The organism is Synechocystis sp. PCC 7339 (genome assembly GCF_019924095.1).
Classification (GTDB): domain Bacteria; phylum Cyanobacteriota; class Cyanobacteriia; order Cyanobacteriales; family Microcystaceae; genus Synechocystis.
On the sequence record NZ_CP063659.1, the window covers coordinates 2,889,447 to 2,914,166 of the forward strand.

The 24,720-nt window shown below is 45.0% G+C and carries 21 protein-coding genes; 10 read left to right on the top strand and 11 right to left on the bottom strand.

The features are described 5' to 3' along the window. Positions 1 to 62: 62 nt before the first annotated feature. The gene (locus tag IQE94_RS13695) at positions 63 to 536 is read right to left on the bottom strand and encodes a photosystem I reaction center protein subunit XI (protein ID WP_212720954.1); all 474 of its coding nucleotides are present in this window, start codon (positions 534 to 536) and stop codon (positions 63 to 65) included. A 586-nt stretch (positions 537 to 1,122) separates the two neighbouring features. Between IQE94_RS13695 and IQE94_RS13700 the strand changes: the two genes are divergently transcribed. Beyond that, a complete protein-coding gene (locus IQE94_RS13700) occupies positions 1,123 to 2,739 on the top strand; it encodes an iron uptake porin (protein WP_223342143.1) in 1,617 nt (538 codons plus the stop codon). On the opposite strand, the gene IQE94_RS13705 is transcribed toward IQE94_RS13700, so the two are convergent. From IQE94_RS13705 to IQE94_RS13715, 3 genes are all read right to left on the bottom strand, one after another. Continuing rightward, complete coding sequence (locus tag IQE94_RS13705; RefSeq protein WP_212720950.1) at positions 2,736 to 3,950, bottom strand: M20 family metallopeptidase; 1,215 nt, start codon at positions 3,948 to 3,950, stop codon at positions 2,736 to 2,738. The two genes, IQE94_RS13700 and IQE94_RS13705, sit on opposite strands and share 4 nt — an antisense overlap. A gap of 48 nt (positions 3,951 to 3,998) precedes the next feature. Then, a complete protein-coding gene (locus IQE94_RS13710) occupies positions 3,999 to 4,700 on the bottom strand; it encodes a diacylglycerol/polyprenol kinase family protein (RefSeq protein WP_212720949.1) in 702 nt (233 codons plus the stop codon). 321 nt (positions 4,701 to 5,021) lie between these two features. Further along, positions 5,022 to 5,684, bottom strand: coding sequence for an ATP-binding cassette domain-containing protein (locus IQE94_RS13715; protein ID WP_223342144.1), 663 nt, complete (start codon positions 5,682 to 5,684; stop codon positions 5,022 to 5,024). 171 nt (positions 5,685 to 5,855) lie between these two features. Between IQE94_RS13715 and IQE94_RS13720 the strand changes: the two genes are divergently transcribed. Both IQE94_RS13720 and IQE94_RS13725 read left to right on the top strand, forming a co-directional pair. Beyond that, positions 5,856 to 6,260, top strand: a complete 405-nt coding sequence (locus IQE94_RS13720; RefSeq protein ID WP_223341982.1) for an IS630 transposase-related protein — start codon at positions 5,856 to 5,858, stop codon at positions 6,258 to 6,260. A gap of 7 nt (positions 6,261 to 6,267) precedes the next feature. After that, entirely contained in the window at positions 6,268 to 6,750 is a 483-nt protein-coding gene (locus IQE94_RS13725; RefSeq protein ID WP_249214025.1) for an IS630 family transposase, read from the top strand. On the opposite strand, the gene IQE94_RS13730 is transcribed toward IQE94_RS13725, so the two are convergent. Continuing rightward, positions 6,692 to 8,119 (bottom strand): peptidase domain-containing ABC transporter, encoded by a 1,428-nt coding sequence (locus IQE94_RS13730; RefSeq protein ID WP_223342145.1) that lies wholly within the window; start codon positions 8,117 to 8,119, stop codon positions 6,692 to 6,694. The two genes, IQE94_RS13725 and IQE94_RS13730, sit on opposite strands and share 59 nt — an antisense overlap. 247 nt (positions 8,120 to 8,366) lie before the next feature. Between IQE94_RS13730 and IQE94_RS13735 the strand changes: the two genes are divergently transcribed. The 5 genes from IQE94_RS13735 (at position 8,367) to IQE94_RS13755 (ending at position 16,379) form a co-directional block, all read left to right on the top strand. Further along, positions 8,367 to 8,537, top strand: a complete 171-nt coding sequence (locus IQE94_RS13735; RefSeq protein WP_212720945.1) for a hypothetical protein — start codon at positions 8,367 to 8,369, stop codon at positions 8,535 to 8,537. Positions 8,538 to 8,647: 110 nt separating this feature from the next. Continuing rightward, the gene (locus IQE94_RS13740; protein ID WP_194015369.1) at positions 8,648 to 8,785 is read left to right on the top strand and encodes a hypothetical protein; all 138 of its coding nucleotides are present in this window, start codon (positions 8,648 to 8,650) and stop codon (positions 8,783 to 8,785) included. Between the two features lie 230 nt (positions 8,786 to 9,015). Beyond that, positions 9,016 to 9,921 (top strand): GNAT family N-acetyltransferase, encoded by a 906-nt coding sequence (locus tag IQE94_RS13745; RefSeq protein WP_223342146.1) that lies wholly within the window; start codon positions 9,016 to 9,018, stop codon positions 9,919 to 9,921. Positions 9,922 to 10,008: 87 nt separating this feature from the next. Continuing rightward, entirely contained in the window at positions 10,009 to 10,665 is a 657-nt protein-coding gene (locus IQE94_RS13750; protein WP_212720944.1) for a hypothetical protein, read from the top strand. 389 nt (positions 10,666 to 11,054) lie between these two features. Then, the gene (locus tag IQE94_RS13755; RefSeq protein WP_223342147.1) at positions 11,055 to 16,379 is read left to right on the top strand and encodes a DUF4114 domain-containing protein; all 5,325 of its coding nucleotides are present in this window, start codon (positions 11,055 to 11,057) and stop codon (positions 16,377 to 16,379) included. Positions 16,380 to 16,467: 88 nt separating this feature from the next. Here the strand turns inward: IQE94_RS13755 and kaiC are convergent, their stop codons facing one another. From kaiC to IQE94_RS13770, 3 genes are all read right to left on the bottom strand, one after another. Continuing rightward, entirely contained in the window at positions 16,468 to 18,027 is a 1,560-nt protein-coding gene (gene kaiC, locus IQE94_RS13760) for a circadian clock protein KaiC (RefSeq protein WP_194015373.1), read from the bottom strand. A 176-nt stretch (positions 18,028 to 18,203) separates the two neighbouring features. Continuing rightward, on the bottom strand, positions 18,204 to 18,527 hold the full coding sequence (gene kaiB / locus IQE94_RS13765) for a circadian clock protein KaiB (RefSeq protein WP_212720942.1): 324 nt from the start codon (positions 18,525 to 18,527) through the stop codon (positions 18,204 to 18,206). A 127-nt stretch (positions 18,528 to 18,654) separates the two neighbouring features. Then, positions 18,655 to 19,554, bottom strand: coding sequence for a circadian clock protein KaiA (locus IQE94_RS13770; RefSeq protein WP_212720941.1), 900 nt, complete (start codon positions 19,552 to 19,554; stop codon positions 18,655 to 18,657). A gap of 389 nt (positions 19,555 to 19,943) precedes the next feature. Between IQE94_RS13770 and pgm the strand changes: the two genes are divergently transcribed. Together pgm and IQE94_RS13780 are read left to right on the top strand one after the other, a co-directional pair. Then, positions 19,944 to 21,599 (top strand): phosphoglucomutase (alpha-D-glucose-1,6-bisphosphate-dependent), encoded by a 1,656-nt coding sequence (pgm, locus tag IQE94_RS13775; protein ID WP_223342148.1) that lies wholly within the window; start codon positions 19,944 to 19,946, stop codon positions 21,597 to 21,599. A 114-nt stretch (positions 21,600 to 21,713) separates the two neighbouring features. Then, a complete protein-coding gene (locus IQE94_RS13780; protein ID WP_212720939.1) occupies positions 21,714 to 23,456 on the top strand; it encodes a hypothetical protein in 1,743 nt (580 codons plus the stop codon). Positions 23,457 to 23,629: 173 nt separating this feature from the next. Here the strand turns inward: IQE94_RS13780 and IQE94_RS18910 are convergent, their stop codons facing one another. From IQE94_RS18910 to IQE94_RS13795, 3 genes are read right to left on the bottom strand one after another with little or no spacing between them, the layout of a single operon-like run. After that, complete coding sequence (locus IQE94_RS18910; RefSeq protein WP_223342149.1) at positions 23,630 to 23,746, bottom strand: type II toxin-antitoxin system HicA family toxin; 117 nt, start codon at positions 23,744 to 23,746, stop codon at positions 23,630 to 23,632. Then, positions 23,746 to 23,955, bottom strand: a complete 210-nt coding sequence (locus IQE94_RS13790) for a type II toxin-antitoxin system HicB family antitoxin (protein ID WP_212720938.1) — start codon at positions 23,953 to 23,955, stop codon at positions 23,746 to 23,748. The genes IQE94_RS18910 and IQE94_RS13790 overlap by 1 nt, the downstream gene beginning before the upstream one ends. A 19-nt stretch (positions 23,956 to 23,974) precedes the next feature. Next, the gene (locus tag IQE94_RS13795; RefSeq protein WP_010874237.1) at positions 23,975 to 24,532 is read right to left on the bottom strand and encodes an NYN domain-containing protein; all 558 of its coding nucleotides are present in this window, start codon (positions 24,530 to 24,532) and stop codon (positions 23,975 to 23,977) included. Positions 24,533 to 24,720 lie beyond the last annotated feature (188 nt).

Here is a 24,720-nt window from a genome sequence, read left to right on the forward strand (position 1 = left end):
TTGTAAGCTCGGACCGTTGTGGCAACGGCAAAGTCGAAACAGTTTAAAGGTTATAAGGTTATTTAGTTAAATAGACCCCGGAAAATCCCATCCACAACGCTGAGGTTTTCCAGCAGGAAGTAAGCCACAAAGGCACCTCCCATACCACCTACAAAAAAGCCAGCGGCAAATTGGCTCCAACCATCGGCTGTTTGCAGAGTGTCGCCGGTACCCTGGTCCCCTTGGAAAGTAACTAAACCATAGCTACTAAGGGCAGCGGTGGCCACCAGGATCAAAGCCAAAGCTCCGATCAGACCACCAATGTACTGGTACTCAGAATCCCGCAGGGGGCCGAGCAGGGTCCAGGGGCCAATCAGAAAGTAGCCGTGGGCCATACCCACTTCCAAACCTCTGAGGATGGGGGAAAGACCCTTGCGGTAGGCGGGTAAGTTACCGATAAAAGTGCGGGTAAAAGCGGAGTCGGAAATGGGGGTGGAAAGGTGCCCCACAAAAGGATCGCCGTTATAGGCTTGTACAACTTGGTTAGATTCAGCCATTGGTATTGAATTCTCCTGTTAAAGAATTTCGTCAGGGACGTGACAAAACTTTAGTCCCCATTTTACGCACGGGGGGACGTTTTGCGAGGAAAATGGCCTTTAGCTTTAAAAAAATTCATTAAGTTTTATTGGCATCCCACGACAAGGGCTGTTTTGTTGGGATTCTCGACTCAGGGGACTTCTTTATATCTGATTTGCCAATTAGTTGGCTCTGTCTTTTTTAATAAGCTTCTTCAATCTTTGTCAGTTTGCTTTTGGCGATTTGGAGAAAATGGGCGAGCCAAATCATGGCTTTGTCTAAGGAGATTAACAAAGGAAAAAAGCTGTCTGAGCCGTTATCCCTCCATTTATTCGTGCAGGTGAAAAAATCACTAGGACTTAGCCAATAAAGATTCCAGTCCGATGGGCTTGGTGGAAATGCTCACCATAAATGGCGGAAAATATTATACTGTGATAATGATTATCATTGTTAAAGCTAGCCTGGGGCAATTTTTGGGTATGGGGAGGAAGGGCATTGCTTTCGCTCTGACTTCTTGCCTATATTCTCAATAATTTGTCGGCTATTCCTTGGAGTGTGAGGACTCGTATGTTAAAAAAACTGTCACTAGTGTGGGGTTTAGGTGCCCTGATGGCGATCGCCGGGGGAGAGGGAGAAGCTTTAGCCGAACCAGTCGACAAGATGGAGCGTTGGGAGTTCGGTCAATCCTTGGAAGATATGAATCCAATGGGACAAATCACTTCCGTCTCGGAGCTCAGAGATGTGCAGCCCACCGCCTGGGCCTACGAAGCATTGAAAACTTTAGTGGAGCGCTATGGTTGCATCGTTGGTTACCCTGACCGGACTTTTCGCGGCGATCGGGCCCTATCCCGTTGGGAGTTTGCTGCGGGGCTAAATGCCTGCATCAACGTGATGGAGCGGTTAATCCAGGAAAACGTAGCGGTTTTACGGGAAGACGTTGATAAGCTGAAACGCTTAGCTCAAGAATTTCAGGGAGAATTAGCGGCCCTGGGAACCCGCATCGATAATCTGGAAGTCCGCACAGCTTACTTAGAAGATCATCAATTTTCCACCACCACCAAATTAAGTGGGCAGGTGGTAACCGCCCTGAGCGGCATTGTCAGCGGCGACAAAAATAATGGCACTGAATCGATCACCAGAAATACCACCTTGGGTTACCGCACCCGCCTGGAGCTCAATACAAGCTTTCGGGGAGATGACGATCTGTTCATTCGTCTATCCAGTGGCAATTTAGAAGACTATGGCCCCATCGCCGGTACTTTTCAGCCAGTGTTAGGGGCAACGGAACCGGAAGATGGCAACCTCAGCAACAGTGTTTTGTACTATACTTTTCCTGCCACGGAAAATATTCGTCTGTGGGCCATGGGAGCCGGGGGGGCTTTCGACGATTTCACCAATACCATTAACGTGTTGGACGGGGATGGAGCCTTTGGAGCGTTGACGGCCTTTGGTACCCGTAGCCCTATCTATTTTCTAGGGGAAGGCACCGGGGCGGCCCTCCAGGGCACCTGGGATAAATTACAATTCAGCCTTGGTTACCTGGCCCCCGCTGGTAATGATCCTTCCCAGGGAGAAGGACTATTCAACGGTAGTTTTGGCACGATCGCCCAGTTAAACTACGACTTCAGTGACAATCTGACCCTAGCTTTAACCTATGGCTATGGCTACAATACCCTGGACACCAGCACTGGTAGCCAGCGCTCTAACTTCCGCTACTTCACCGAAACCACCTTTGGCGAAGCAGCCAAAACTTCCCACAACGCCTATGGAGCCGCTTTTTCTTGGCAATTAAGTGACCATTTTGTCCTGGGAGGCTGGGGAGGCCTTACCAAAGCCCGCACCCTCAACTCCATTGATCTGGTAGATGCCAGCATTGGTAGGGGCAGTTTAGACATTTGGAATTGGGCAGTGACTTTGGCTTTCCCCGACATTATCAAGGAAGGTAACATGGCAGGGATTATTGTGGGCATGCAACCCTGGGTGAGCAGTAGTTCCATCGTCTTTCCCGATGACGTTACCAGCACCGACATTGACAGTTCCCTCCACCTAGAAGGGTTTTTCCAGTGGGCCGTGAATGACAATCTTTCCATTACCCCGGGCATTGTAGTGGTGCCCAATGCTGATTACAACAACGCCAATGGCACCCTGGTGATGGGGGTGATTCGTACCACTTTCAGCTTCTAGGCATTGCAAAACCGTTCCACACAACGGACAAATAACTCTACCCCCACTGGCAATACTGCCTCATCAAAATTGAAGCGGGGATGGTGGTGGGGATAGTCCAAACCAAGGTCGCTATTGGCAGACCCTAAAAGGAAGTAACAACCTGGCACTGCCTGGAGGAAAAATGACATATCTTCCCCTGCTAGGGTTTGATAATCCGGTTGTAGATGGTCATCGGTGAGTAACACATCCGCCGCCGCCGATCGCACTAAATCCGCCAAACGGCGATCGTTGACCACGGGGGGATAGATATTTTCGTAGGTGAATTGGTAGTTAGCCCCGTGACTCTGGCAAATGCCCTTGATAATTTCTTCGATGCGTCGGGCAAAATAGCCCGCAAAACTGGGGTCAAAGTAGCGCACTGTACCCCGGAAATAGGCACTGTCGGGGATGACGTTAAAGGCCGTACCGGATTGCAACTGCCCCACGGTGACCACGGCGGACTGGAGGGGATTTAAATTACGGGCCACAATGCCTTGCAAGGCCATGACAATCTGTGCACTAATCACCAGGGTATCAACAGTTTGGTGGGGCATGGCTCCGTGGCCCCCCTGACCGAACAGTTGACATTCAAAATGTTCCACCGCTGCCATCACTGGCCCTGGTTTGATGCCCACCGTGCCCACGGGCAAATCGTTCCACAGATGTAGGCCCACAATGGCATCCACGGCTGGATTTTCCAACACCCCCGCCTCAATCATGGGTTTGGCACCGCCGGGGCCTTCCTCCGCTGGCTGAAATAAGAATTTTACCTGCCCCCGAAAGCTATCCCGATGTTCCGCCAAATATTGCGCTGTCCCCAAGGCGATCGCCGTGTGACCGTCGTGGCCGCAGGCGTGCATTTTGCCTGGGTGGAGGGAACGGTAATCCACTTCATTTTCTTCTGTCACCGGCAGAGCATCCATATCGGCCCGGATGGCCAACACGGGCCCTGGTTTACCACTGTCAACCACTGCCATAATGCCGGTTTTGGCAATGCCTGGAGTGTGGGGAATCCCTAGCTTAGTAAGAGTTTCGGCAATGCGGGCCGCCGTTAACTGCTCTTGAAAGCCCAATTCTGGGTATTGATGCAATTGCCGTCGCCATTGGATCAATTGACCGTGTAGCGCTTGGATGGACAAACGGACATTAGTGCTGGGTAAATTAACCGGCTGGGGAAGGGCAATAACCATGGTGAAAAAGCAAGGTGGTGTTTGTATTTTAACCATTCACCCCAGGCATTATCCCAGCCAGAGATAACTACCGCCAAAGGCGATCAAAGCACTGCCCATGGGAACAGTTAGGTTATCAATGCCCCAACGGGAAAAGCTCTCCAGCCCCGCACTGGCGATCGCCACCATCCCGGCAACAACGAAGCAACTAGCTGTGAAGCCAAAGGTGTAACCCAGGAGTGCAACTGTGACCAAAAAACTAGCCAACACCATGACGAGAGTGCCTTCCCAACTTTTGCGGAAACCAAAGACTTCGTAGCGGTGACGTCCCCATTTTTGTCCCACCAGGGCCGCCATTCCATCGCCCCAGGCCATGACTAAAATGCCGATCGCCGCAAACACCGGCAGCCCCACAGAGAAAAATCCCCCCACCAATAGGCCAATGCTCAGGGCGTAAAACAAAGTGCCGTAACTATGACGGCCAACACTTTCCAAGCTGGGTAAAATTGGTAAACGATAGGACAGCAATGCAATGCCAGCGGCAAAAACACCGGCGATCGCCCCCACCCAACCGGGAATGTCTAACCACCAGGCAATTAATACCACCTGCCCTGCGCCGATGTGGACAATTTTGCGGGTTACCTCCGCTGGACTGGGGGAAAGACGGTTAAGCAGTTCCGCCGTTAACACCACAGCCCCTAGATAAGTTGCCGCTAGCCCCACCGCCATCCAGAGGGACAAATCCATAGGACTATTTTGCTCGATGCCCATTAGGAAAGAAAACCACGGTTATAGCCTCAGTGCCAGTACCTTAGCTTGTTGACAATCCCACTAATCATACCTTCAAAAATATAATTGATCGGCGATCGACGCCTCCTCATTAGTCTCCAGTCGGAGAGTATTGAGAGATTTATCAGGTAATTCGCTGCAACACCATGGGCTAGTGCATTTTTATGCTTAATTTTGACTTTGGCGTCACTCTTTAATGTCCACCTACCTTAAGGAAATATTGTCTATTTTCTCGATTTTAATGCTCTTCTGATCATAAATAAATTCTTCTTAAACAGGATGTAAACGCATTATAAACTCGGTTTAAGGAGATAAAAAATCAGAGGCATTTCCAAATTCAGAACGAAAATTTTCTATTGTATTGCTAAATTTTACTTTTCCTGATTGCAAAAAAATAATCCAATCTGCACAATTGATAACCTTAGGGCGATGGCTAATTAGAATCGTAGTTTTTCCTTGACGTTTGGTAAGCAAACTAGTTAGTACTTCAGCTTCGGTCATAGGATCGAGATTGGCTGTCGACTCATCCAAAATCAGAATGGGGGGATCGTTTACAATTGCCCTGGCGATCGCCAAGCGTTGTTTTTGTCCCCCGGAAATATTTGCCGCCACTGCACCGAGGATCGTTTCATATTGTTCGGGAAATTGACTAATAAATTCATGGGCTTGGGCAATTTTACAGGCTGATATCACTTGCTCTAGAGTGATGTCGGGGGAACTCAATCGAAAATTGTCAGTAATGGAACGATGGAAGAAAAAGGCATCCTGGGAAACCAGCACAACCTGTTTTCGTAAGCAAATCAAAGAAAAATTCCCGAAGCTATGGTTCCCAATATTAATTTCTCCAGCTTGCACTGAATAAAGACCAGTCAAGATTTTTGCTAAGGTACTTTTTCCACAGCCTGATTTTCCGATAAAGCCGACAACTTTACCGCCGGGGATGGTAACGGACAGGTCTTCTATCAACTTGATTCGACCGGGATAGTAAAAGCTAATATTTTGACAATCAATGTCGTCCTGGGGATAAATTTCAATGGAGTCCTTGAGATCATCCCCTTGATTTTCTGGTTCATACTCAAATAATTCCGCCAGGAGTCTAGTAATATAGCAAAGATTGCTAAGATTAGGACATAATGTATGGAAAGAGTTAGGAAAAAAGCGATGCCAGCCCCCTACAGTGTAGATCTAAGAGAGAAAGCGGTAAGTGCAGTAGAAAAAGGAGAGAAGAAAAGCCATGTCTGCCGAACACTGAACATTAGTCGCAACACCTTAGACCTATGGATAAAAAAGAAGAAAGAAACAGGAAGTGTAGCCGCGAAGAGAGATTATGAGCGTGGTCCACGACCGAAAATAGATGATTTGGATAAATTCAGAGAATTTGCGGAGGAGAACGGTCATTTAACGCAAAAACAAATGGCAGAAAAATGGCCAGAGCCTGTAAGTAGAATAAGAATAAGTAAGGCTCTAAAGAAAATAGGGTTTACTAGAAAAAAAAACTTATATTTACAGGGAAATAGAAGAGGAAGAGAGAAAGGCATTTGAAGATGAAATCAAGCAATATGCGGCAGAAAAACTGATTTATATGGATCAAGCCGGTCTAGATGACACTCTAGACTACCCCTATGGGTACTGTCATAAATCAGAGAGATTAAAGGCGAGCAAATTAGGACATAGAACCAAGAGAGTCAGCATAATAAGTTGTTGGTGGAATGGAACAACAATAGCTCCAATGATATTTGAAGGATACTGTAACGCTCAAGTAGTATGCACGTGGATAGAAGAAATGTTATTACCAGAGTTAATACCAGGTCAGATACTAATCATGGATAATGCAAGCTTTCATCCGAAAGAAAGAATAAAGGCATTGGTAGCAAAAGCTGGGTGTGAGGTTATATTTTTACCACCATATTCACCAGACTTGAACAAAATTGAGAAGTTCTGGGCGAGACTAAAACGTTATGTTTCCCAACTTGTTAGTAATGGAGAATCGCTGATTTCTGCATTGGATATAGCGTTGAGAGAACTGTCCTAACTATCTCGTCCTTTGCTATAGCTTTAACTTGGGTAAAGTCAATGAAAAATTGTACTAAAGTTGTAATCAATGATAAAAAACTTTGTTGCAGACCGTAAATGGCAATAAGTTGACCAATACTAAGTTGATTACCAAAAACCAAAACACTGCCATACCAAAGCATAATGACTGTGCCCACCCCCGCCATCAATTGGGAAAAGGTATTATTGATAATGCGAATTTGAGCCGTGCGGTAATTGAGCTTAAATTCCCGTTGTAAGCGATGTTGAATTTCCAGCCATAATTGGGGAGAAGCAGTCGTTGTTTTGGTTGTCAAAGCTCCATTAAATGATTCAGCTAGGAGTCCAGCATTTTCCCCCGCCATGGTAATAGAACGGTAGGTCGTCTGGCGAACAATGGGCTGAAAAGCAATGGTTGATAAGGTCATAATGACCCCGATCGCCGCTACGATTACCGCTAACTGCCAACTATAAAAGACGATAAAACCAAGGGCCACAAGACCGATAAAGGCTTTAATGGGCAGATCTATAACTAACTGAGAAACTAATAAATTAATGCGTTGAATATCGGAAAGACGACGAATTGCCGTACCACTGCGTCGGGCTTCATGGTAGGTAATGGGCAAATTCAAGATTTGTAAGCCAAATTCTAGTTTGAGACCTTTTTGTAATTCTTCTGCAAACGATGCAACGAGATTCGATTGTAAAAATGAACAAATAGCATTAACCACCGCAATCACAATAACGCCAAGGGCAACCCAGGTTAATCTTTGACTATCTGATTTAGTCAGAACACTATCTGTTAAAAATTTAAGTAATAAGGGTGTGGATAGGGAAAAAATACCAACAGCTAAATTTAGTGGCAATAATTTGCTGAAAATTTCTCGATATTCCCACAGTCGCTTTAAGAGATTATCGACGGGATGAACCGGCTCTTCATCAAATTGAGAGATAAATCCTTTGGGATCTGGCTCTAATAGGAGCATCATGCCCCCCTGCCAACCCTTAATTACCTCTTGGCGGTCTAGATAGCGCACTCCGATCGCCGGATCTGAAATGACGTATTTATCTTTTTCCTGCCCGTACAAAACAACAAAATGATAGCCTTTCCAAAAAATAATCGCCGGTAAAGTCCATTCATCAAGCTCATCAAGGATTTCGGGTTCTGCTTGGATGGCTGAGGTAATAAATCCAAGTTCCTGGGCCCCATATTTAAGCCCAAGTAAGGTGGTTCCCCCTTGCCGAGTCCCCACCAGCGATCTAATTTTATTGATTCTGATGTTACGTCCGTAATGTTTTGCAATGATGGCCAAACTTGCCGCCGCGCAGTCCTCGCCACTTTGTTGCTGAATCCACTGATATTTAGCCATGCAAGTAACACGATTTTCTTGATGAGTACATTTTGCTTGAGTGAAATTACTTATAATTCATTCCATTTCAAATTACAAATTCAATGTAGTAGTTAATACAATTATGTTTTTTCGTTACCGCATTCTATCAATATCTAAGTAAACAGAAAATAACAAAAACTTAATCTAAATTTAATCTCTTGTTAAATCACTCCTGTTAGCCTTCAGGTATCGGTTCACTCCTAAATACCATCTGAGGCTCAATTCCATGTTTAAAGTTGAAAAGTCTGTACAACGTCAAGAAACAAAATTTCAGTCCAGCGCCACTAAATACCGCGAACTTTCTGACGCTCAGTTGGAAGTTGTTTGTGGTGGCGTGAATATAGATTGTAATTTTCATAACGTTCAATCTCCTGAATCTGCGGTTAAAAACGCTTAGGCAGGCATTTTTTGTAAATTTTTGCGATAAAGCTGACTCTATTTGTCTGTTTTACATTTTCGTCAAGTGAAATTCTGGTTGCTAGTTAAACATTTTTGAGGAATACTCCCATGTCTAAAATTGAAAAGTCTGTACAACGTCAAGAAACAAAATCCCAGTCCACCGCTCCCAAGTACCGCGAACTTTCTGACTCAGAGTTAGAAGTTGTTTGTGGTGGTAGTGTGCTTTTCAACCCAATTAAATATTAATTTTTGAATTGGTCTTTATAATGTCTCTAAATAAACTATAAACGTAGTATTTTGCTTGCGTATTGGTTTAATTTTAGGGTCTATGTATGAAGTTTTTATTGCCATTTTGAATCCCCCGCTTTTTTTGGGGGATTTGAATTCTTTGGCTTTATATTTAGGGATTGGTAAGTTTTTGAATACTTTTCTGACCCTGTAGCGATCATCACTAAATTTCTTTGAGCTAATCTTCCATGTATGAACCTGTTCAACTTGACAGTGTCTCGGTCATACGCTTTAAAGAATTAACCTACCCAGCCTATCAATCTCATCTCTTACACATCTCTGAGGATAACTCTTGGATTGCTTTCGGTCTAGAAATTGGGAGTAATCCTGTTGGTCTCATTCTGGCTAAAGATGCTATTTACGAGGAAAAAAAAGTTGCCGAGATTTGTTCGCTATTTGTCATTCCCGAATATCGTCAACGGGGAATCGGTACTGCGCTACTGCAATCGTTGGAAAATGAACTAATACATCGTAGTTGTGAAAAAGTGTCCTTGGGTTATCTCGATAATCCCAATCAGGTATTTATCGAACAAATGCTTGCGAGTTGTCATTGGGAAAAGTCGACAAAAACAGCGTTGATTTGCTATGGAAATACAAAAAAAATTCAGAATGCAAGTCTTTTGAGAAATTTTGAAAAACTATCTGCTAAATTTCCTGTTGAATTTTCACTTTTCCCTTGGTCTAACCTCACTGAAGTAGACGTAGAAGCAATTAAAGCCAAAATAGATACTGATCCACTCATTAAAAAGTTTAATCCTTTTATTGAAAGTAAAAAATTAGAATCTCTCAACAGCTTGGGACTACGTTATAAAAATGAAATTATTGGTTGGATCATTACCCACCGCATTGCCCCTGATACCATTCGCTACACTCAGATGTTTGTTGATCCAGCTTTTCAACCCCTGAGTCGAAGCTTGATTATGCTTGCCACAGCTATCAACATTCAAGTTGGGGCAATACCTGAAATTCCTAAGGCAACATTTCGTGTAGATGTTGATAACACTCCCATGATCAACTTTGTTCAGCGTCGTCTTGCTCCTCATCTCGACGATCTTAAGTATGCGTGGCGAGCTTCCAAAGCTTTGATAGCATAAATTTTGGGGAAATCAGTTAAAATACCAGGTATTAATTGATTTTTCAGATTATCCAAAAACATTTTTCAATCACAAATATCTATAAAAATGATCAGAACTAAATTAGTTGAACTTTCCACCATTGAAGCTGTAGCCTATCGGCAAAAACTCAGAGATCCAAGTAAGTCTGGCGTTGTGATCCTGCGTTATGATACCGACCAACCGGGATTAGCTACCATTAATAAAGCTTCTGGGGAACCAGACCTTGCGGCCAACATTCCAGCTGAATTATTTCCCGTGGATGCTTTTCGAGAAGCATTGGAACTAACTTCCGGGTTGCCCTATTCTAAGCGAGGTAAAGTTAGGCTAACGATGACGACTACAACTTCAGTTCCAACAAATACCCCCGATGCCGCTGAGGACGATGCCCCCGAAGATCTAGAAACAGTTTGTAGTCAAGAATATGAAGCTATTCTCGCCGCTTACACTAATAAAAAAGGCGAACTTTCCTACGATTTGCTCAACAAGGATTTTATTCAATTTGCCAATTCCAGTAAAATTGTTTCTAATATGGTGGCGGAAAAAGCATCGGAAGAAGATATTCGCAATCATATTGTCAAAGTTAAATTAGAGTCCCTTACCAATAATCGAGAGTTAAGTATGGGACAAACCAAATTGATTGTAAAGATGTTAGATGCGGTCAGTCCCAAGGGAGTTTTTCGTGAGTTGAACGCTGAAATTCGCAGAATGCTTGCCCGACGATAAAGCTTTTTTAATAAAGTTCAATTTTAGGACTGGGAGGCAACATGCCTCCTTCGATATTAGTTAGTAAATTCATAGCCCTAGGCAATTAGACGAACTGAAGTCACCTTAGAACAGGTTATTTGGGGCGCCCTCAAAAATCATAAACATTGCCAATGATACTAAAAGAATATTAAGCGAATATTAAGACAACATTAAGTCGGATAAAAATTAAATAATTTTGACTCAAGGAGAGGTTTATGATATTTTTTTAAGTGTGTTTTTATATGAATCCTATAAGATATTCATCTAGCGATAGTTAGGGCAAGACTCTTAAATTCTAAATTCACGAAACTTAAACTAACAGCCTAATTTTTGGCAAGTAAAAGTAAAAGCAAATAATCTTTTTTGTCATGACTAACAAATTTAGATTTACTGGTAATTTCCTCGGGCAAAAAACCGCCTTCCTGGAAGATGGGACACAGGCGACTAAAACGACCTATGATGATGCCAGGCTTTTTTGGGGCGATACTCCCTTAATTTCAGTAGGCACCGGTGCCAGTGACGGCTTTATTGAAGTTTTAGAGTACGAAAAAGATGGAAGAAAGATTCAAAATATAGCCGCTCTAGGGACAATTCTCAACATTCATAATAGAAGTACAGGATTTAAGCTTTTTCGGGGAGCCATTGCTTTTGATGACGTATTAAATCCAAAGAAAAATAAGTTGGAAGGTAAGGTAAAGCGTAGTGAGCGTGTTGAGGGCGGCTATGACCCGGTGCAGGACATCATTGGTCTCAATTACCAAAATATTACCATTTTTGGTGGTGAAAATAATGCAGGTGCTGTTTCCTATCGGGCGATTCCAGATATTTTTCCCGGTATCAATATCCCAACTTTTGGTTCCTTCTTTGATTTGACGTTTCCTGGAGGCACCCCAGAGGTTAGTGGCGGACGTATTCAATTACCGGATTTGAATTTAGGCAATGTTTTCAACTGGTACTATCAGTATAAAAAAAAGGGGGAATTTAATATTCCAACGTTTGAACCCAAGGAGCCGCCACCAGGTTTTGATCCCCAAAAACCCGATCCCAAAAAACCACTTAAAATTGGCTCGATTACCGGCGTTGCACTAGAAATTAATAGTGTTGACAGATATGTTCAAATTCAAGGAAAATCAGATATTAACTTATTCAGTTTAGGAACGGTAGGGGTAGATATTGCCGGTCAAAGATTTATCCGTATTTATGACAAGTATCCTGTGGTTGATATTGCGTTTCTCGCATCACTGCAATTCTTCGATATGGGTGCTGTTAGAATTAATCTTCTAACTGTTGAAATGGATACTGTCAAATTAGAAGGAAAGATAGCTGGAGAAGTTCTAGTCCGTCCTTGGAACAGTTTAAAATTAGGAGGAAACTTTGGGTTCCGCTTTCTTCGCAATGAGGCCGGTGTGATTAGCGGTTCGCAGATTAGCTCCTTTGGACTCTATGCGGACAATCTCAACATATTGATGTCCACTCCTGAATCCCAAATTTACCTCCAGCGTATCGGAGCTAACTTTGAAAATATTCCACCTCTCCTCCCTGGGCAAAGTTTTAACCTCAATGGGCAAATTGGGGTGTCCCTGGGGCCATCCTTTGAAGTCGATTTTCCGGATTGGTTGGGAGGGAGCAAAAAAGGTCAGGGTATTAGTGCCCTGAGGATTAATGGTGGGGTAACGGTAAAAATTCCGGTGGGCATTGATATTGCCGCTTCGTTGAGTATTTTGGGATTCACCATTGGTCAAAATCGGACTTTTCTAAACATTGATTCCGCCGTTCGAGGTCACGGGGTGGTGCTTCAATCCCAAACTCGTATGGCTCTGCCATTTGATGTAGTAGTACTAAATGGATTATTCAATATAGACGCGAGGCTTAATTTTCAACTCCGGGCAACGGCATCCAGCAAATATCCAGGTTTTATTCCTTTCGTAGGTGGACAAGACATTGCTGACGCGACGGCGATGCTGAAGTATGCCGCTCCCTACCACCCAACGGCTCAATTCCGTCCTGAATATGGTTTTGTTGCGTCTTGGATTACTTGGCCGCAGTTCGCTCCTCCTTTTTTCGGCGATCGAGTGGGGAGCAGAATTACTTTTGGCGGCAATGTTGATGTCATTATTGGCAAGGATATTGATGGTTTTGGCGGTTTGGGAGCGGTCGATTCTTTTGAAGAATTTAGTCAACTAGCAACATCGGAGACGGCCTTAGCGGATTACGAACAACAACATTCTAGTGATGTACTACCGACCCGATCTTTTGACGTTAGTCAGGGACGAAAATGGTCAGCGGTAAGCATCCGTTGGCTGTCAAAAAATATGATCGAAAATCCATCATCACTATTTGAACTGGTGGCCCCCGACGGCACCGTCTACACCTCCAAGGATTTTATTGGGGGTGACAAAGTAATGTTGGTAGAGGAACTTAGTAGTGACCAAGGGATTTCCTTGGGTATTGTTGCACCGCAGGCGGGAATTTGGACAGTGCGGCAAGTTCAGCCGGTGGATCTTGGGCCGATTCAAATCAAAATGTTTGAAAATTCCATTGCCCCCGTTGCGGAAATTGAGGAAATTATTCCGGATGCCAACGGTCAGTGGGTGGATATTGTTTTCTCCGTGGCCGATGCTGATTCCGATAGCGTCAAAGTTGATCTCTATATGGATACCGATGGTAAGGGGGAAAATGGCACCCTCCTCGCCACTATCGACCATGACCCTAGCACCGGCAATGGAACCTATCGTTGGTTTTTAAACAATGTTCCCCAGGGCGACTACCACTTCTTTGTGACGGCGGATGATGTGGAGAATGTACCCACTGTCCGTTATTTTGTCGGTGGGCCCAATCTGGCAGCAAACACTGGTTCATTTACGGATAGTAACCGTCCCATCGGTGGTTTGATGTTGGGTCGGGGTAATGATTTACTCGTTGTTGAGGATCTAAGCGCCAACTGGATTGGGGACGGTAAGTTTTCGGTAACCTGGAGCGACACCGTTAAGCCCCAGTACTATAATGTGCGTTGGTCTGACAATCCTGCGGGAGTTCTTGACAATCCCCTTGACCCGGTCTTTAGCGGTATTCAACCTACTTCCGGGTTAGTAACTATTTATAAAGAGGAAGACGGACGTTTCTATCATAGACTCATTGTTGATGGCCTGACCGAAGGAGAATTGTATCGCTTTCAAATTCAATCCGTTGATGACAGCAATCGCCTAGGGGCGGTAGGGAAAACATCCCTGGCGGTGGCAGGTAATTATGATGCGGCGATCGCCTTGGGGGATAGTGATGAGTGGGACTACATTGCGGTGGTGGGAGAAGCCTATACCCGTGAAGTTAGCAAGGCTGAAAATGAAACCGTAACTCCCCTAATTCTGCCGGAAGGGGCCAGCTATGACCCAGTGACCAATCAACTTATTTGGCAGCCGACGGTTGACCAGCTAGGAGAACATTGGCTGCAATTTAAAGTTGAAAATCAATTTGGGGATGTTCATTTAGAAACCCAACGGGTACAGGTACTTGAATATTCCCTTGAACAGCTTCAAGTGATTAATTTACCGGAAGACTTCGATATATTTGAGTACCAAAAAAATAATCCCATTAACCTCAATTCCCTGATTATTAGCCCTGGAAGCGGTGACAGCTTTGGAGATGACGACCTGCTTATCAGTGCCAACCCTAAACTTATCACCATGGAGGGGGGCAATAATACCTTTGTTGTAGGTTCCTACACAAAAGTTTTAGGCCGAGCAGGAAACGACCTTTTGCAAGCTTCCCCTAACAATAGTTTCGGCGGAGTCTATTTAGATGGAGGAGAAGGCAATGACACAATCAGCGGCGGCGAGGGAGATGACACCCTCTTGGGCGGCCTCGGAGATGACATTATCTACTGGAGTTTGGGAAATGATTTTATTGATGGTGGCGGAGGTACCGACACTTTAGCGAGCATTCAATTGCTCAATCTGGCAGAAAGCGAGACGATCAACATTAAAAGCATTGAAATATTTCAACTTGCCGATGCAGGGGAAATTGTCCTTGATCAAGCCGCTATCCTGGCGATCGCTCCCGATGAAAATATACTTCGCATCGAAGGTGACAACGGAACTATCTATCTCGATGATGACTGGCAACAACAAGGACAAAGGAAAGATGAAGACGGCAATTTTATCCTTTATACCGCCGGGGATGCCACCGTTGCCATAGAAGATTCCCATGACATTGTCTTCCTAACCGGAGAAGTCGGCACTTCCTTGGGACAATTTAATCTGGATGAATTCGGAGATATATTGAAGAATGTTTCCACTTTCACTCCCAGCACACTTCCCGGTTGGGAATATAGCATTGCCCCTGAAGGTTTTAAGCTAAGTCTAGCCGTTGAACCAGGGGATAGCAGCACGATCGCCATTGATCTATTACCGGAGCACCAGGGAATAAATACTTTTTTAAGACAAGATCCCGTCACTGGTATTTGGACTGAATTCCTATTTGACGGTAAAGTCGGCGCTGAATTAATCGACAGCAATAATGACGGTAAATTTGACCGGGTTCTTCTGCACCTCGAAGACGGAGCACCATCGGATCTAGATGGCCTGGCCGATGGCAAAGTGGAATTGTCCGGGCTTTTGGCGAAAACAACACCGGGATTGGCAACCCCACTAAGTGGTTCAGGGTTTTTAAATGGATTTGGCCAACCAATACCATTGACGGTGCGGGCTGTGTCCTTGCCCACAAATGGCAATTTCGAGTTCGGCTTCATTAAAACTGATTACGATGATTTCCGGGGGCTGGTCGGTGCCTATGATCCCACCGATGAAGGCTGGTCGGCCTTTGTCGCCCTCGAAAGCCAAGCCGGTGTTTTTCGCAACGGTGAACGGAGTCTATTTAACCCCGTTGTGGAAGCAGATCCGGCGGATAGTTTGGCCTTAAACCGAACCCTGGCTCAACAAGTTATTACTTCCGGTAATTCCCTGGCTCCCACCGAGCATAAAGCCGTCGGCACATTTTCCCAGGTCACCATTGAGGATGCCTATAGTTTGACCCCCTATATCCTTGACTTAAACAGTAACGAAATGTTTTCCGTTGAGGATAATAATTTGTTGGTAATCCAGGATAGTCGAGGCTTTACCCAGATTTCAGCGGATACCCCCAACGGTAAATATGCCGTCGAAGTTTTTACCCTCCCCCTCGTTGTCCCTGGTTTGCCAGGGGAGGCGATCGCCACGAATATTCAAATTCATCGGGCTGGCGCTTTTGAAAATACCCTCGGTTTATATAAACTTGCCAATGCCAATGGGGGTATTGATTACAATAACGATGGCAACATAGACTTTTTGCCAGGGCAAGCAGGCTACGCAGAAGCAGCGGTTCGTATGGCCCAGGGTCGGGATCCCCTGACTGGAGGCATCACCTTTAGTGCCCCAGACAATTTTTCCCAAAAAATGGAGACCACTCAGCTAACAGCGGGGGCCAATTACGGCTTGTTCATCATCTCCAATGGAACCACTGAGCAATTTTTACTGGAAAACCCCGGTAACCGACCCGGTGGTGTTAACGCCTTCTTTATGTATGAACAAGCTAATCCCGACAACGAAAATCATTTCATGCGCCTGGGTCAATCCCTTTACGGCGTAGAAGATATGTTTGGCGGTGGCGATCGAGACTTCAACGATCTACTAGTCAGTCTGGATTTTGGTGGCAATATTTAGTTTTTAGTTTGCATAGACCTCCCCTGAATCATTGCTCATCTTACATTTCCAAACGGGAATCGGATGGGAAGACTTCCCCTTTTTAACCCTACTCAACGGTCTTATCCTTAACACCCCGAACAATGCGGGAAAGCTCGGATTTTTCATCCACACTGATGCGGGTGGGGGAACCACTAATAATTCGTTCATAATTGCGGAAGGAATCCCGAATGTCAGGGCCGTCATGGCTAATGCTATATTCACGAATACCCTTATCATGCCAGGAACCCCGCATTTTAAATACATTCAATGCCCGGGACATTTCCCCCCGGATCTCCACATACTGCAACATCAAAATGGTGTCCGTAATGGTGGAAATATGGGATTCCGTAATCGAATGGGCACCCATAAATTGGTCCGTAGTATTAGTAAAGAAACCAGTAATTTCTTCCTGTTTGGCGTAGCCCGTTACCCCAATTACAAATTGACGGAAAGCATTATTCGTCACTCCCCGGGCCAGGGCAGAGAGGGAATCGATGGCAATGCGGGAGGGTTTAAATTCGGATATTTCTGACTTAATCATTTGCAAATGATCTTCTAAACCCGCCGATTCCGGATAGGTGCAAAGCAGTTTTAACAAACCTTTATGTTCCATTTCTTCAAAATCAATGCCCCAGGAAGAAGCATTACGGGAAAGTTGGGCCCGGGATTCTTCATAAGCAAATAAAATGGCCCTTTCTCCTTGGCGACAACCTTCCTGTAAAAATTTGCTCACTAACAGGGTTTTGCCGGTGCCGGTAGCCCCCGTAGCCAAAATAATTGAATCTTTGAAAAACCCGCCGCCACACATTTCGTCCAAGGTTTTTACCCCCGAAGAAATTCGGGCATTGGAAGACCTCTGGGTGAGGCGCATGGCCCCCAGGGGAAAAATATTAATGCCGTCGTGGGTAATGGTGAAGGGGTATTCCCCTTTCATGTGGGTGGTGCCTCGCAGTTTGAGGATTTCCACGGTGCGCCGTCGCCGTTCCCCTTCCAAAACGTTACGCAAAACCACCACGTTATCGGAGACAAATTCTTCGACGCCAAAGCGGGCAATGGGGCCATATTCCTCCACCCGTTCCGTAGTCATGATCGACGTTACTTGTAATTGTTTCAGCCGAGCCACCAAACGAAAAATTTCCCGCCGCACCACCGAAGCTGCGTCATATTGTTGAAATACCGCTGTGACGGAATCAATGGAAACTAACTTGGCTTTATATTTCCGCACGGCATACTGAATTCTCTCAATGAGGGCCGACAGGTCAAAGGTGCCCACTACTTCCTGTCCCTCTGGATCCGGGGAAGCATCGAGAATAAACAATTTGCCATCGTCAATTAATTGCTGTAAATCCCAACCAAAGCTATAGGCATTTTCAATAATATCACTGGGGGATTCTTCAAAGGTAATAAATAGCCCTGGATAATCGAAGTGTTGGATCCCCTGATAAAGAAATTGCACTGCCAGCAGGGTTTTACCGGTACCGGAGGTGCCACTTACCAGGGTAGTACGACCAATGGGCAAACCGCCATGGGTAATTTCGTCAAAGCCCTCAATCACAGTGCGAATTTTTTGTACTCCCTTCCTTGGCACATCGGGGCGGTTGCGTTCGTTAACAATCGGTAAGTTCATTAGCTAAATTTAAATTTTTAAAGAAGTTAGTAAAATTAAAACTAAGTAACAGTTTGGCTAAAACTAATTGAATCTGCTTAAACTGAGCAGTGCGATTGAGGTCTTAGTCTTCTATAGGTTCAATAGATTCAACAATTTTTGCTGGTGTTGGGAAGATGACCCTGTTCCCAAGTTTTTTATTGGTCTTGGTCTTCTGCTTCCCGTTCCCGAATTTCGTCATAGAGCAAATCTAGACCAATTAACACTTTTTCTCTGTCGGAAAGATCACCGATAATTTTCCTGACGGGGGGCGGCAGGATTTTAGCCAAGGTGGGGGTAGCAAGAATTTTATCTTCTTCGGCCAACTGGGGATTTTTTAACACGTCGATCACTTTGAGGGCATAAACTCCCTGGAATTCTTGCTCAAGGATATTTTTCAGCATTTTAAGGGCCCGCACAGAATTGGGGGTATTGCCAGCTACGTAGAGTTTGAGAACGTAAGTTTTTTTAAAAGGGCTCATTTTACGGGTTTACTAGGACGAGGGGGAAAACCAACCAAGAAACAACTCAGAAAATAGATAACCAAAGAATCGAGGTAGTTTCAACAGCCAAAAGTTGAACTGATGATTAAACCGCAGCATTCGGTTATTAATCCGTTTGATAATATACATCAAAGGGAATGTCCTCCCGTGGTATGGAACGACGATACATTTCCCCCAGATGGGCGAGGATATCGATCAGCACTAAACGATAGTCTAGGAGAACTTCTTCACTCCGTCCTTCTAGCTTGAGGTGCTGGGAAAATTCGTCCATTAACTCCATGTGAATTTCGAGGATTTGGGAAATGGCCAGGTCGGCAAAAAAAGCCTGGTTGACAAATTGATCTAATAGGTCGTTAACTGTGCCCTCATCGCTGAAGTAACTGAGGGTAATCTCCCGATATTGGGAACTCAAATCTTCTAGGTATTCCTGTTTTTCCTGGGGGGAAAAGTTGCGATAAAAGTGACTGGGCTTGCGTTTATAGTACACTCCTAGGTAACCAAGTCTTTCTTTGAGTTTGTCGGCCAGCCTTCTTTGCTGTAGCAGTAAAAAGCTTTGGGATGATTCATCGACAATGGGGGCAGGAATAATTTCTCTTTGGTTAGGGAGGGTGCAGAGGGGCCCAAGGTGCAAATAATGGGCGATCGCCCGGTCTACGACGGTGGGCAGTTCAGACCATTGGGATTCGGGCAGATGAATTTCGGCGTTGTGATAGACAATGGTCGGATGTTCGTTGGTGGTTTTTGCTAGGGCGGAAGGACTAGGTTCGAGCAAAATAATTGGCAATAAACGCCCCTGTTCATAGAGACGATTCAGCACTGGTAAGGAATTAACTTCGTAGTAGACCAACAAACAATCAATCCGTTCAGGTTTGTCTTCTAGAAAGGCACAAAAGTCATCTAAAGCTTGAAAACTCGACAGATGATGACGATCGGCCTGGAGAATAGACCTGAGTCTATGGGCAACGTGTTCGGGGGCAAAAAGACAGAGGGATAGGGGAGACTGCACAGGGGATCAATAATCAGTCGAAGGTTAATCAAACAAGAGCTCAGATTAGTTTTATCACCACGGAAGGTGCAAGTTAAGGAAATATTAATACTATTAATTGGAAAATTGTGTTAAGCAACTACCCCCTGAACGTTAACACAATCTGAGTGCTCCTTGGCCGGATAGCTTAAGACCTGTTTACAAAGCTTGAATTTGTGTCTCTAATCTTGTCGCTGGGCATTATTAACTCAAGGTAAATTTGGCAACTTTTTCCCCATGGCTAGGGGTCGGGGGAATTTTTTTACCATTTGTTTGTCAATGGATAGCCCTTGGCTAGTTAACCTTTTTTGGCTAGGATTTGGGTGTCTGAGCCCCCGATCGCCGCCCTCCATTTTTTACAATTCCCATATATGGCAAGCAGAATTCATCCCCTCGCCGGACAGCATCCCCCCGCCGACAGCCTTTTGGATGTGGACAAACTTTTAGATGACTACTACCGTCAACAGCCGGATCCGGACAATCCCGCCCAGCTAGTGAGCTTTGGCACCTCTGGCCATCGGGGTTCTGCCCTCAACGCTACCTTTAACGAAGCCCATATTTTGGCGGTGACCCAGGCGGTGGTGGACTATCGCCAAGCCCAGGGCATCACCGGGCCTCTTTACATGGGGATGGATAGCCATGCTCTCTCGGAACCGGCCCAGAAAACTGCGTTGGAAGTATTGGCTGCTAACCAGGTGGAAACCTTTTTAACCACCGCCACCGACCTGACCCGCTTCACCCCTACCCCAGCGGTGTCCTACGCCATTTTGACCTACAACCAGGGGCGCAAAGAGGGTTTGGCCGACGGTATTATTATTACCCCTTCCCACAACCCCCCCAGCGATGGCGGTTTTAAATATAATCCCCCTTCCGGCGGCCCAGCAGAACCGGAAGCAACCCAATGGATTCAGAACCGAGCCAATGAGTTGCTCAAAACCGGCAATCGAGCAGTTCAACGATGGGACTATGACCGGGCGTTGAAGGCCCCCACCACCCATGCCCATGATTTTGTTACCCCCTATGTGGAAGGTTTGGCGGACATTATTGACCTGGACGCAATTCGCTCAGCAGGTTTGTGCTTAGGAGTTGATCCCTTAGGGGGAGCTAATGTGGGCTATTGGGAACCCATTGCCGCTAAATATAATTTGAATATCAATCTGGTTAATCCCGGGGTAGACCCGACGTTTAAATTTATGACCCTGGATTGGGACGGCAAGATCCGCATGGATTGTTCTTCTCCCTACGCCATGGCCAGTTTGGTGAAAATCAAGGATCACTACGATATTGCTTTTGGTAATGACACCGACGGCGATCGCCATGGCATTGTCACCCCCAGCGTGGGTTTGATGAACCCCAATCATTTTCTTTCCGTGGCCATTTGGTATTTGTTTAGTCAGCGGCAACAGTGGTCAGGACTGTCGGCGATCGGTAAAACCTTGGTGAGCAGCAGCATGATTGACCGGGTGGGGCAATTAATTAACCGTTCCGTCTATGAAGTGCCCGTGGGCTTTAAATGGTTTGTTAATGGTTTGCTAGACGGCTCCTTTGGCTTTGGGGGTGAAGAAAGTGCAGGGGCTTCCTTCCTGAAGAAAAATGGCACCGTTTGGACCACCGATAAGGACGGCACCATTATGGATCTGTTGGCTGCGGAAATTACGGCTAAAACTGGCAAAGACCCTGGGCTCCATTACCAGGATTTGACGGCTCAGTTGGGCAATCCGATCTACCAACGCATCGACGCTCCGGCCAGCCCAGCCCAGAAGGATCGACTGAAAAAACTTGCCCCCGATGACGTTACCGCCACCACATTGGCCGGGGATGCCATCACAGCCAAGTTAACTAAAGCTCCCGGCAACCAAGCGGCGATCGGTGGGTTGAAAGTCACCACGGCGGAAGGTTGGTTTGCCGCTCGGCCTTCCGGCACGGAAAATGTCTACAAAATCTATGCCGAAAGTTTCAAGGATGAAGCCCATCTCCAGGCTATTTTCACGGAGGCAGAAGCCATTGTTAGCTCAGCTTTGGGTTAATCAACCCAGTCAATGTTCTGTCTAAAACTCCTCCTTCCCCCTGGCAACCTAACCGCTGGGGGGATTGTCTGTCTGTTGGGAAAAACCCCGTCTTTACCCTTGTTTTAATTGCCTATGCCCCGCTCTTTTTGGTTACTTCTGCTCTGGACGGCGATCGCCGCTGGGCTACGCAGTTGGAATTTGGACAGTAAACCCCCCTGGACTGATGAATTTGCCACCTTAGTATTTAGCCTAGGCAATTCCTTTACCGATATACCCCTGGGCCAGGTGTTAACCGTTGCCGACCTATTAACCATTTTGCAACCCCTACCCCAGCCAGAGCCCAATACCGTGGCGGCGAGTTTATTAAATGGTGATAACCATCCCCCCTTCTATTTCGTCCTGGCCCACCTTTGGTATCGATTATTTCCCCCCCATGGCAATTATTTATCCCTGGCGATCGGGCGATCGTTGCCGGTTGTTTTTGGTACCTTGGCCGTACCTTTAGGCTATGGCTGTGCTAAGTGGATTTGGGGTAAAGATGAGGAAAAGTTGGCCCAATTTACTGCCCTGCTCATGGCCGTTTCCCCCTACGGAATTTTCATTAGCCAGGAAGCAAGACACTACACTTTTGCCATTATTTGGGGACTAATTTCCATTGCCTGTTGCTTAAAAAGCTTAAGCTATTTATTGAAAAATCAACGTTTATCTTTTTCCTTAACTATTATCTGGATATTAGCCAATGCTATAGGCATTTCAGCCCACTTTTTTGCTGTTTTACCAATAGTGGCCCAGGCTCTAGCCCTAGCACTGTGGCTGGGAGTATGGCATCGCCAGGGAAAAATTAACTTTCTATTAGCTTTAAAATCCCTTTTACCCGTCATACTGGGCACCGCTGCCGCCGGTCTCAGTTGGATAGTGATTATTAGCCAAAAGCAATTCGGCCATGGCATGACGGAATGGATTCAATTCACCGATATGTCCTGGGTTGATACCCTCCTCGGCCCTCCAGCCCAATTAGCTGCCGCTGGCATCACCATGTTTTGTCTATGGCCGGTGGAATCGGAAAATTTGTGGCTTGTGGTGTTATCAGGTCTGGGGATGTTGGCCTACTTTATCTGGTTAACCCCGGTGGTATGGCAGGGTCTGGGGCACGGCATAAAAACGCAAAAAGATCCAAGGGTTTTAGTTTTGGTTACCACTTTTATTGTTTTGGTAATTATTTATTTGACCATCAGTTACGGAGCTGGTTTAGATATCACCAGGGGCGCAAGGTACAGCTTTAATTTTTGGAGTTTACTGATGTTAATGACTGCTGTGGGCCTTGGGAAAAATCCCCAAGTAAATTACCCCCGCAGTCGTGATTTAGTCCCATCACTTGATCAATGGCGACAATTAAATTGGTGGCAAAAAAGTCGCCGGAACATCTATTTACCGATGATAATTTTGATCATTGGTATTTTAAGCGCTGTCACTGTTACCCATAACTTGGCTTACCGGAAATATTACCGACCCGACAAATTTTTAACTCTCTTAGCAGAAAATCCTGTCGGCGAAACCCGTTGGATTGTCACCACCCATAAAAGCCTGGTGCAGGTAGGGGAACTGTTGGGCATCGCCTGGGAAGCTCAACGGCATTTTCCTGAGTTAGTACCCCAGTTAAGATTCGTTTTTTTACCCCAGGAAAAATTACAGGATCCTGTCGCCACAGAACAGTTACAGGATTTATTAAAACAGGCTGAACAACCAGTAGATTTATGGCTAGTTAATTACTTTGCTCCCCTAGATTTTCCCGATTGTCAAATAGATCAAAGTCCGAAAGAAAATATCTTTGGCTATCCCTATCAACGCTTTGATTGTCCTATTAATCGTAAGTAACATCGGGTTAAGCGAGCTAGTTAGAATAGCTCTCTTCTTGTCATATTTTCTGGATTTAGAAATTAATCTAATAAGCGAATTAACTCTTCCTTGGTTATTTCAGCATCTCTGATAATTTTCAACAATAAACCTTTTCCAATAGTTTTGTCGCCATGGATAGGAATGGTCACTACTCAATTATCTTGATCTTTTAGACGAAGGTGACTCCCTTTTTGTCTAATAAATTTAAAACCAAGTTTTTGAAGTACGACTATGAGCTGAGTACTTGTTACAGTAGGAAGCTTTGCCATCAGACCACCACTTTTTGGATGCCGATAAACTCAGAAATAGATTCCAATTCAATCTCTTCAAGACATAATTCGATGACTTCACGAATATTTTGCATCAACTCATCAATGGTCTCCCCCTGACTGTAGCAAGCTTTAAGTTGTGGGACTTCACCTATGTAAATACCATCTTCATCCCTTTCAATAAGAACATAAAATTCTTGCTTGTTCATTTTTTTCTTGTATATTTTACTAAGCAGTTTGTTCAGTGCTATAAAAATCCTGTTTTTCAATGGCTGGTCTGATGTCATTGAGATCAATATAACGATCGGTGGCATTTCGTAATTCCCTGGCAATCATGCCTTCGGTGGAAACTACGGTGATGTGGGTACTTTTTGATCTTAATAGCTCGATCGCCCGTTCAAAATCTCCGTCGCCACTGAATAAAACAACCCGATCATATTGATCAACGGTGTTAAACATATCTACGACAATTTCAATGTCTAAATTAGCTTTTTGGGAGTATTTACCGGAAATGTCGTCGTAATATTCCTTAAGAATTTTAGTTCTGACGGTGTACCCTAAACTAATTAGGGCATCCCGAAAACCCCTTTGGTCTTGGGTATCTTTCAGACCAGTGTACCAAAAAGCGTTGACGAGTTTTACAGATGGATCTTCAGTGAAAAAAGATAATACTCTTCTCGGGTCAAAAAACCAGCCATTTTTCTGCTGTGCATAAAACATATTATTCCCATCCACAAAGATAGACAAACGATCCCTGCGGAAAGGAATACCACTATGAATTGACATATATAGTTAAATCGTAAAAATAAAAATAACTAGCGATAATGCTAAGAAATAGAATAGAAGTTAGAAATAAAAATAATAGCTGAGGTTAGTTTAGCGCAATTGTTAACCCCTAGGGAATTGGCGCAGCCATTAATGCCACCCCAGAATACTTGATTTGGCGGAAAAATGGACAAATTGGCCCATCTCGG

Bases quoted from the DNA above. Each gene is read 5' to 3' on its own strand.
- IQE94_RS13695 (WP_212720954.1), bottom strand. From the start codon at position 536: ATGGCTGAATCTAACCAAGTTGTACAAGCCTATAACGGCGATCCTTTT.
- IQE94_RS13700 (WP_223342143.1), top strand. From the start codon at position 1,123: ATGTTAAAAAAACTGTCACTAGTGTGGGGTTTAGGTGCCCTGATGGCG.
- IQE94_RS13705 (WP_212720950.1), bottom strand. From the start codon at position 3,950: ATGGTTATTGCCCTTCCCCAGCCGGTTAATTTACCCAGCACTAATGTC.
- IQE94_RS13710 (WP_212720949.1), bottom strand. From the start codon at position 4,700: ATGGGCATCGAGCAAAATAGTCCTATGGATTTGTCCCTCTGGATGGCG.
- IQE94_RS13720 (WP_223341982.1), top strand. From the start codon at position 5,856: ATGGAAAGAGTTAGGAAAAAAGCGATGCCAGCCCCCTACAGTGTAGAT.
- IQE94_RS13730 (WP_223342145.1), bottom strand. From the start codon at position 8,119: ATGGCTAAATATCAGTGGATTCAGCAACAAAGTGGCGAGGACTGCGCG.
- IQE94_RS13735 (WP_212720945.1), top strand. From the start codon at position 8,367: ATGTTTAAAGTTGAAAAGTCTGTACAACGTCAAGAAACAAAATTTCAG.
- IQE94_RS13740 (WP_194015369.1), top strand. From the start codon at position 8,648: ATGTCTAAAATTGAAAAGTCTGTACAACGTCAAGAAACAAAATCCCAG.
- IQE94_RS13745 (WP_223342146.1), top strand. From the start codon at position 9,016: ATGTATGAACCTGTTCAACTTGACAGTGTCTCGGTCATACGCTTTAAA.
- IQE94_RS13750 (WP_212720944.1), top strand. From the start codon at position 10,009: ATGATCAGAACTAAATTAGTTGAACTTTCCACCATTGAAGCTGTAGCC.
- IQE94_RS13755 (WP_223342147.1), top strand. From the start codon at position 11,055: ATGACTAACAAATTTAGATTTACTGGTAATTTCCTCGGGCAAAAAACC.
- kaiC (WP_194015373.1), bottom strand. From the start codon at position 18,027: ATGAACTTACCGATTGTTAACGAACGCAACCGCCCCGATGTGCCAAGG.
- kaiB (WP_212720942.1), bottom strand. From the start codon at position 18,527: ATGAGCCCTTTTAAAAAAACTTACGTTCTCAAACTCTACGTAGCTGGC.
- pgm (WP_223342148.1), top strand. From the start codon at position 19,944: ATGGCAAGCAGAATTCATCCCCTCGCCGGACAGCATCCCCCCGCCGAC.
- IQE94_RS13780 (WP_212720939.1), top strand. From the start codon at position 21,714: ATGCCCCGCTCTTTTTGGTTACTTCTGCTCTGGACGGCGATCGCCGCT.
- IQE94_RS18910 (WP_223342149.1), bottom strand. From the start codon at position 23,746: ATGGCAAAGCTTCCTACTGTAACAAGTACTCAGCTCATAGTCGTACTT.
- IQE94_RS13790 (WP_212720938.1), bottom strand. From the start codon at position 23,955: ATGAACAAGCAAGAATTTTATGTTCTTATTGAAAGGGATGAAGATGGT.
- IQE94_RS13795 (WP_010874237.1), bottom strand. From the start codon at position 24,532: ATGTCAATTCATAGTGGTATTCCTTTCCGCAGGGATCGTTTGTCTATC.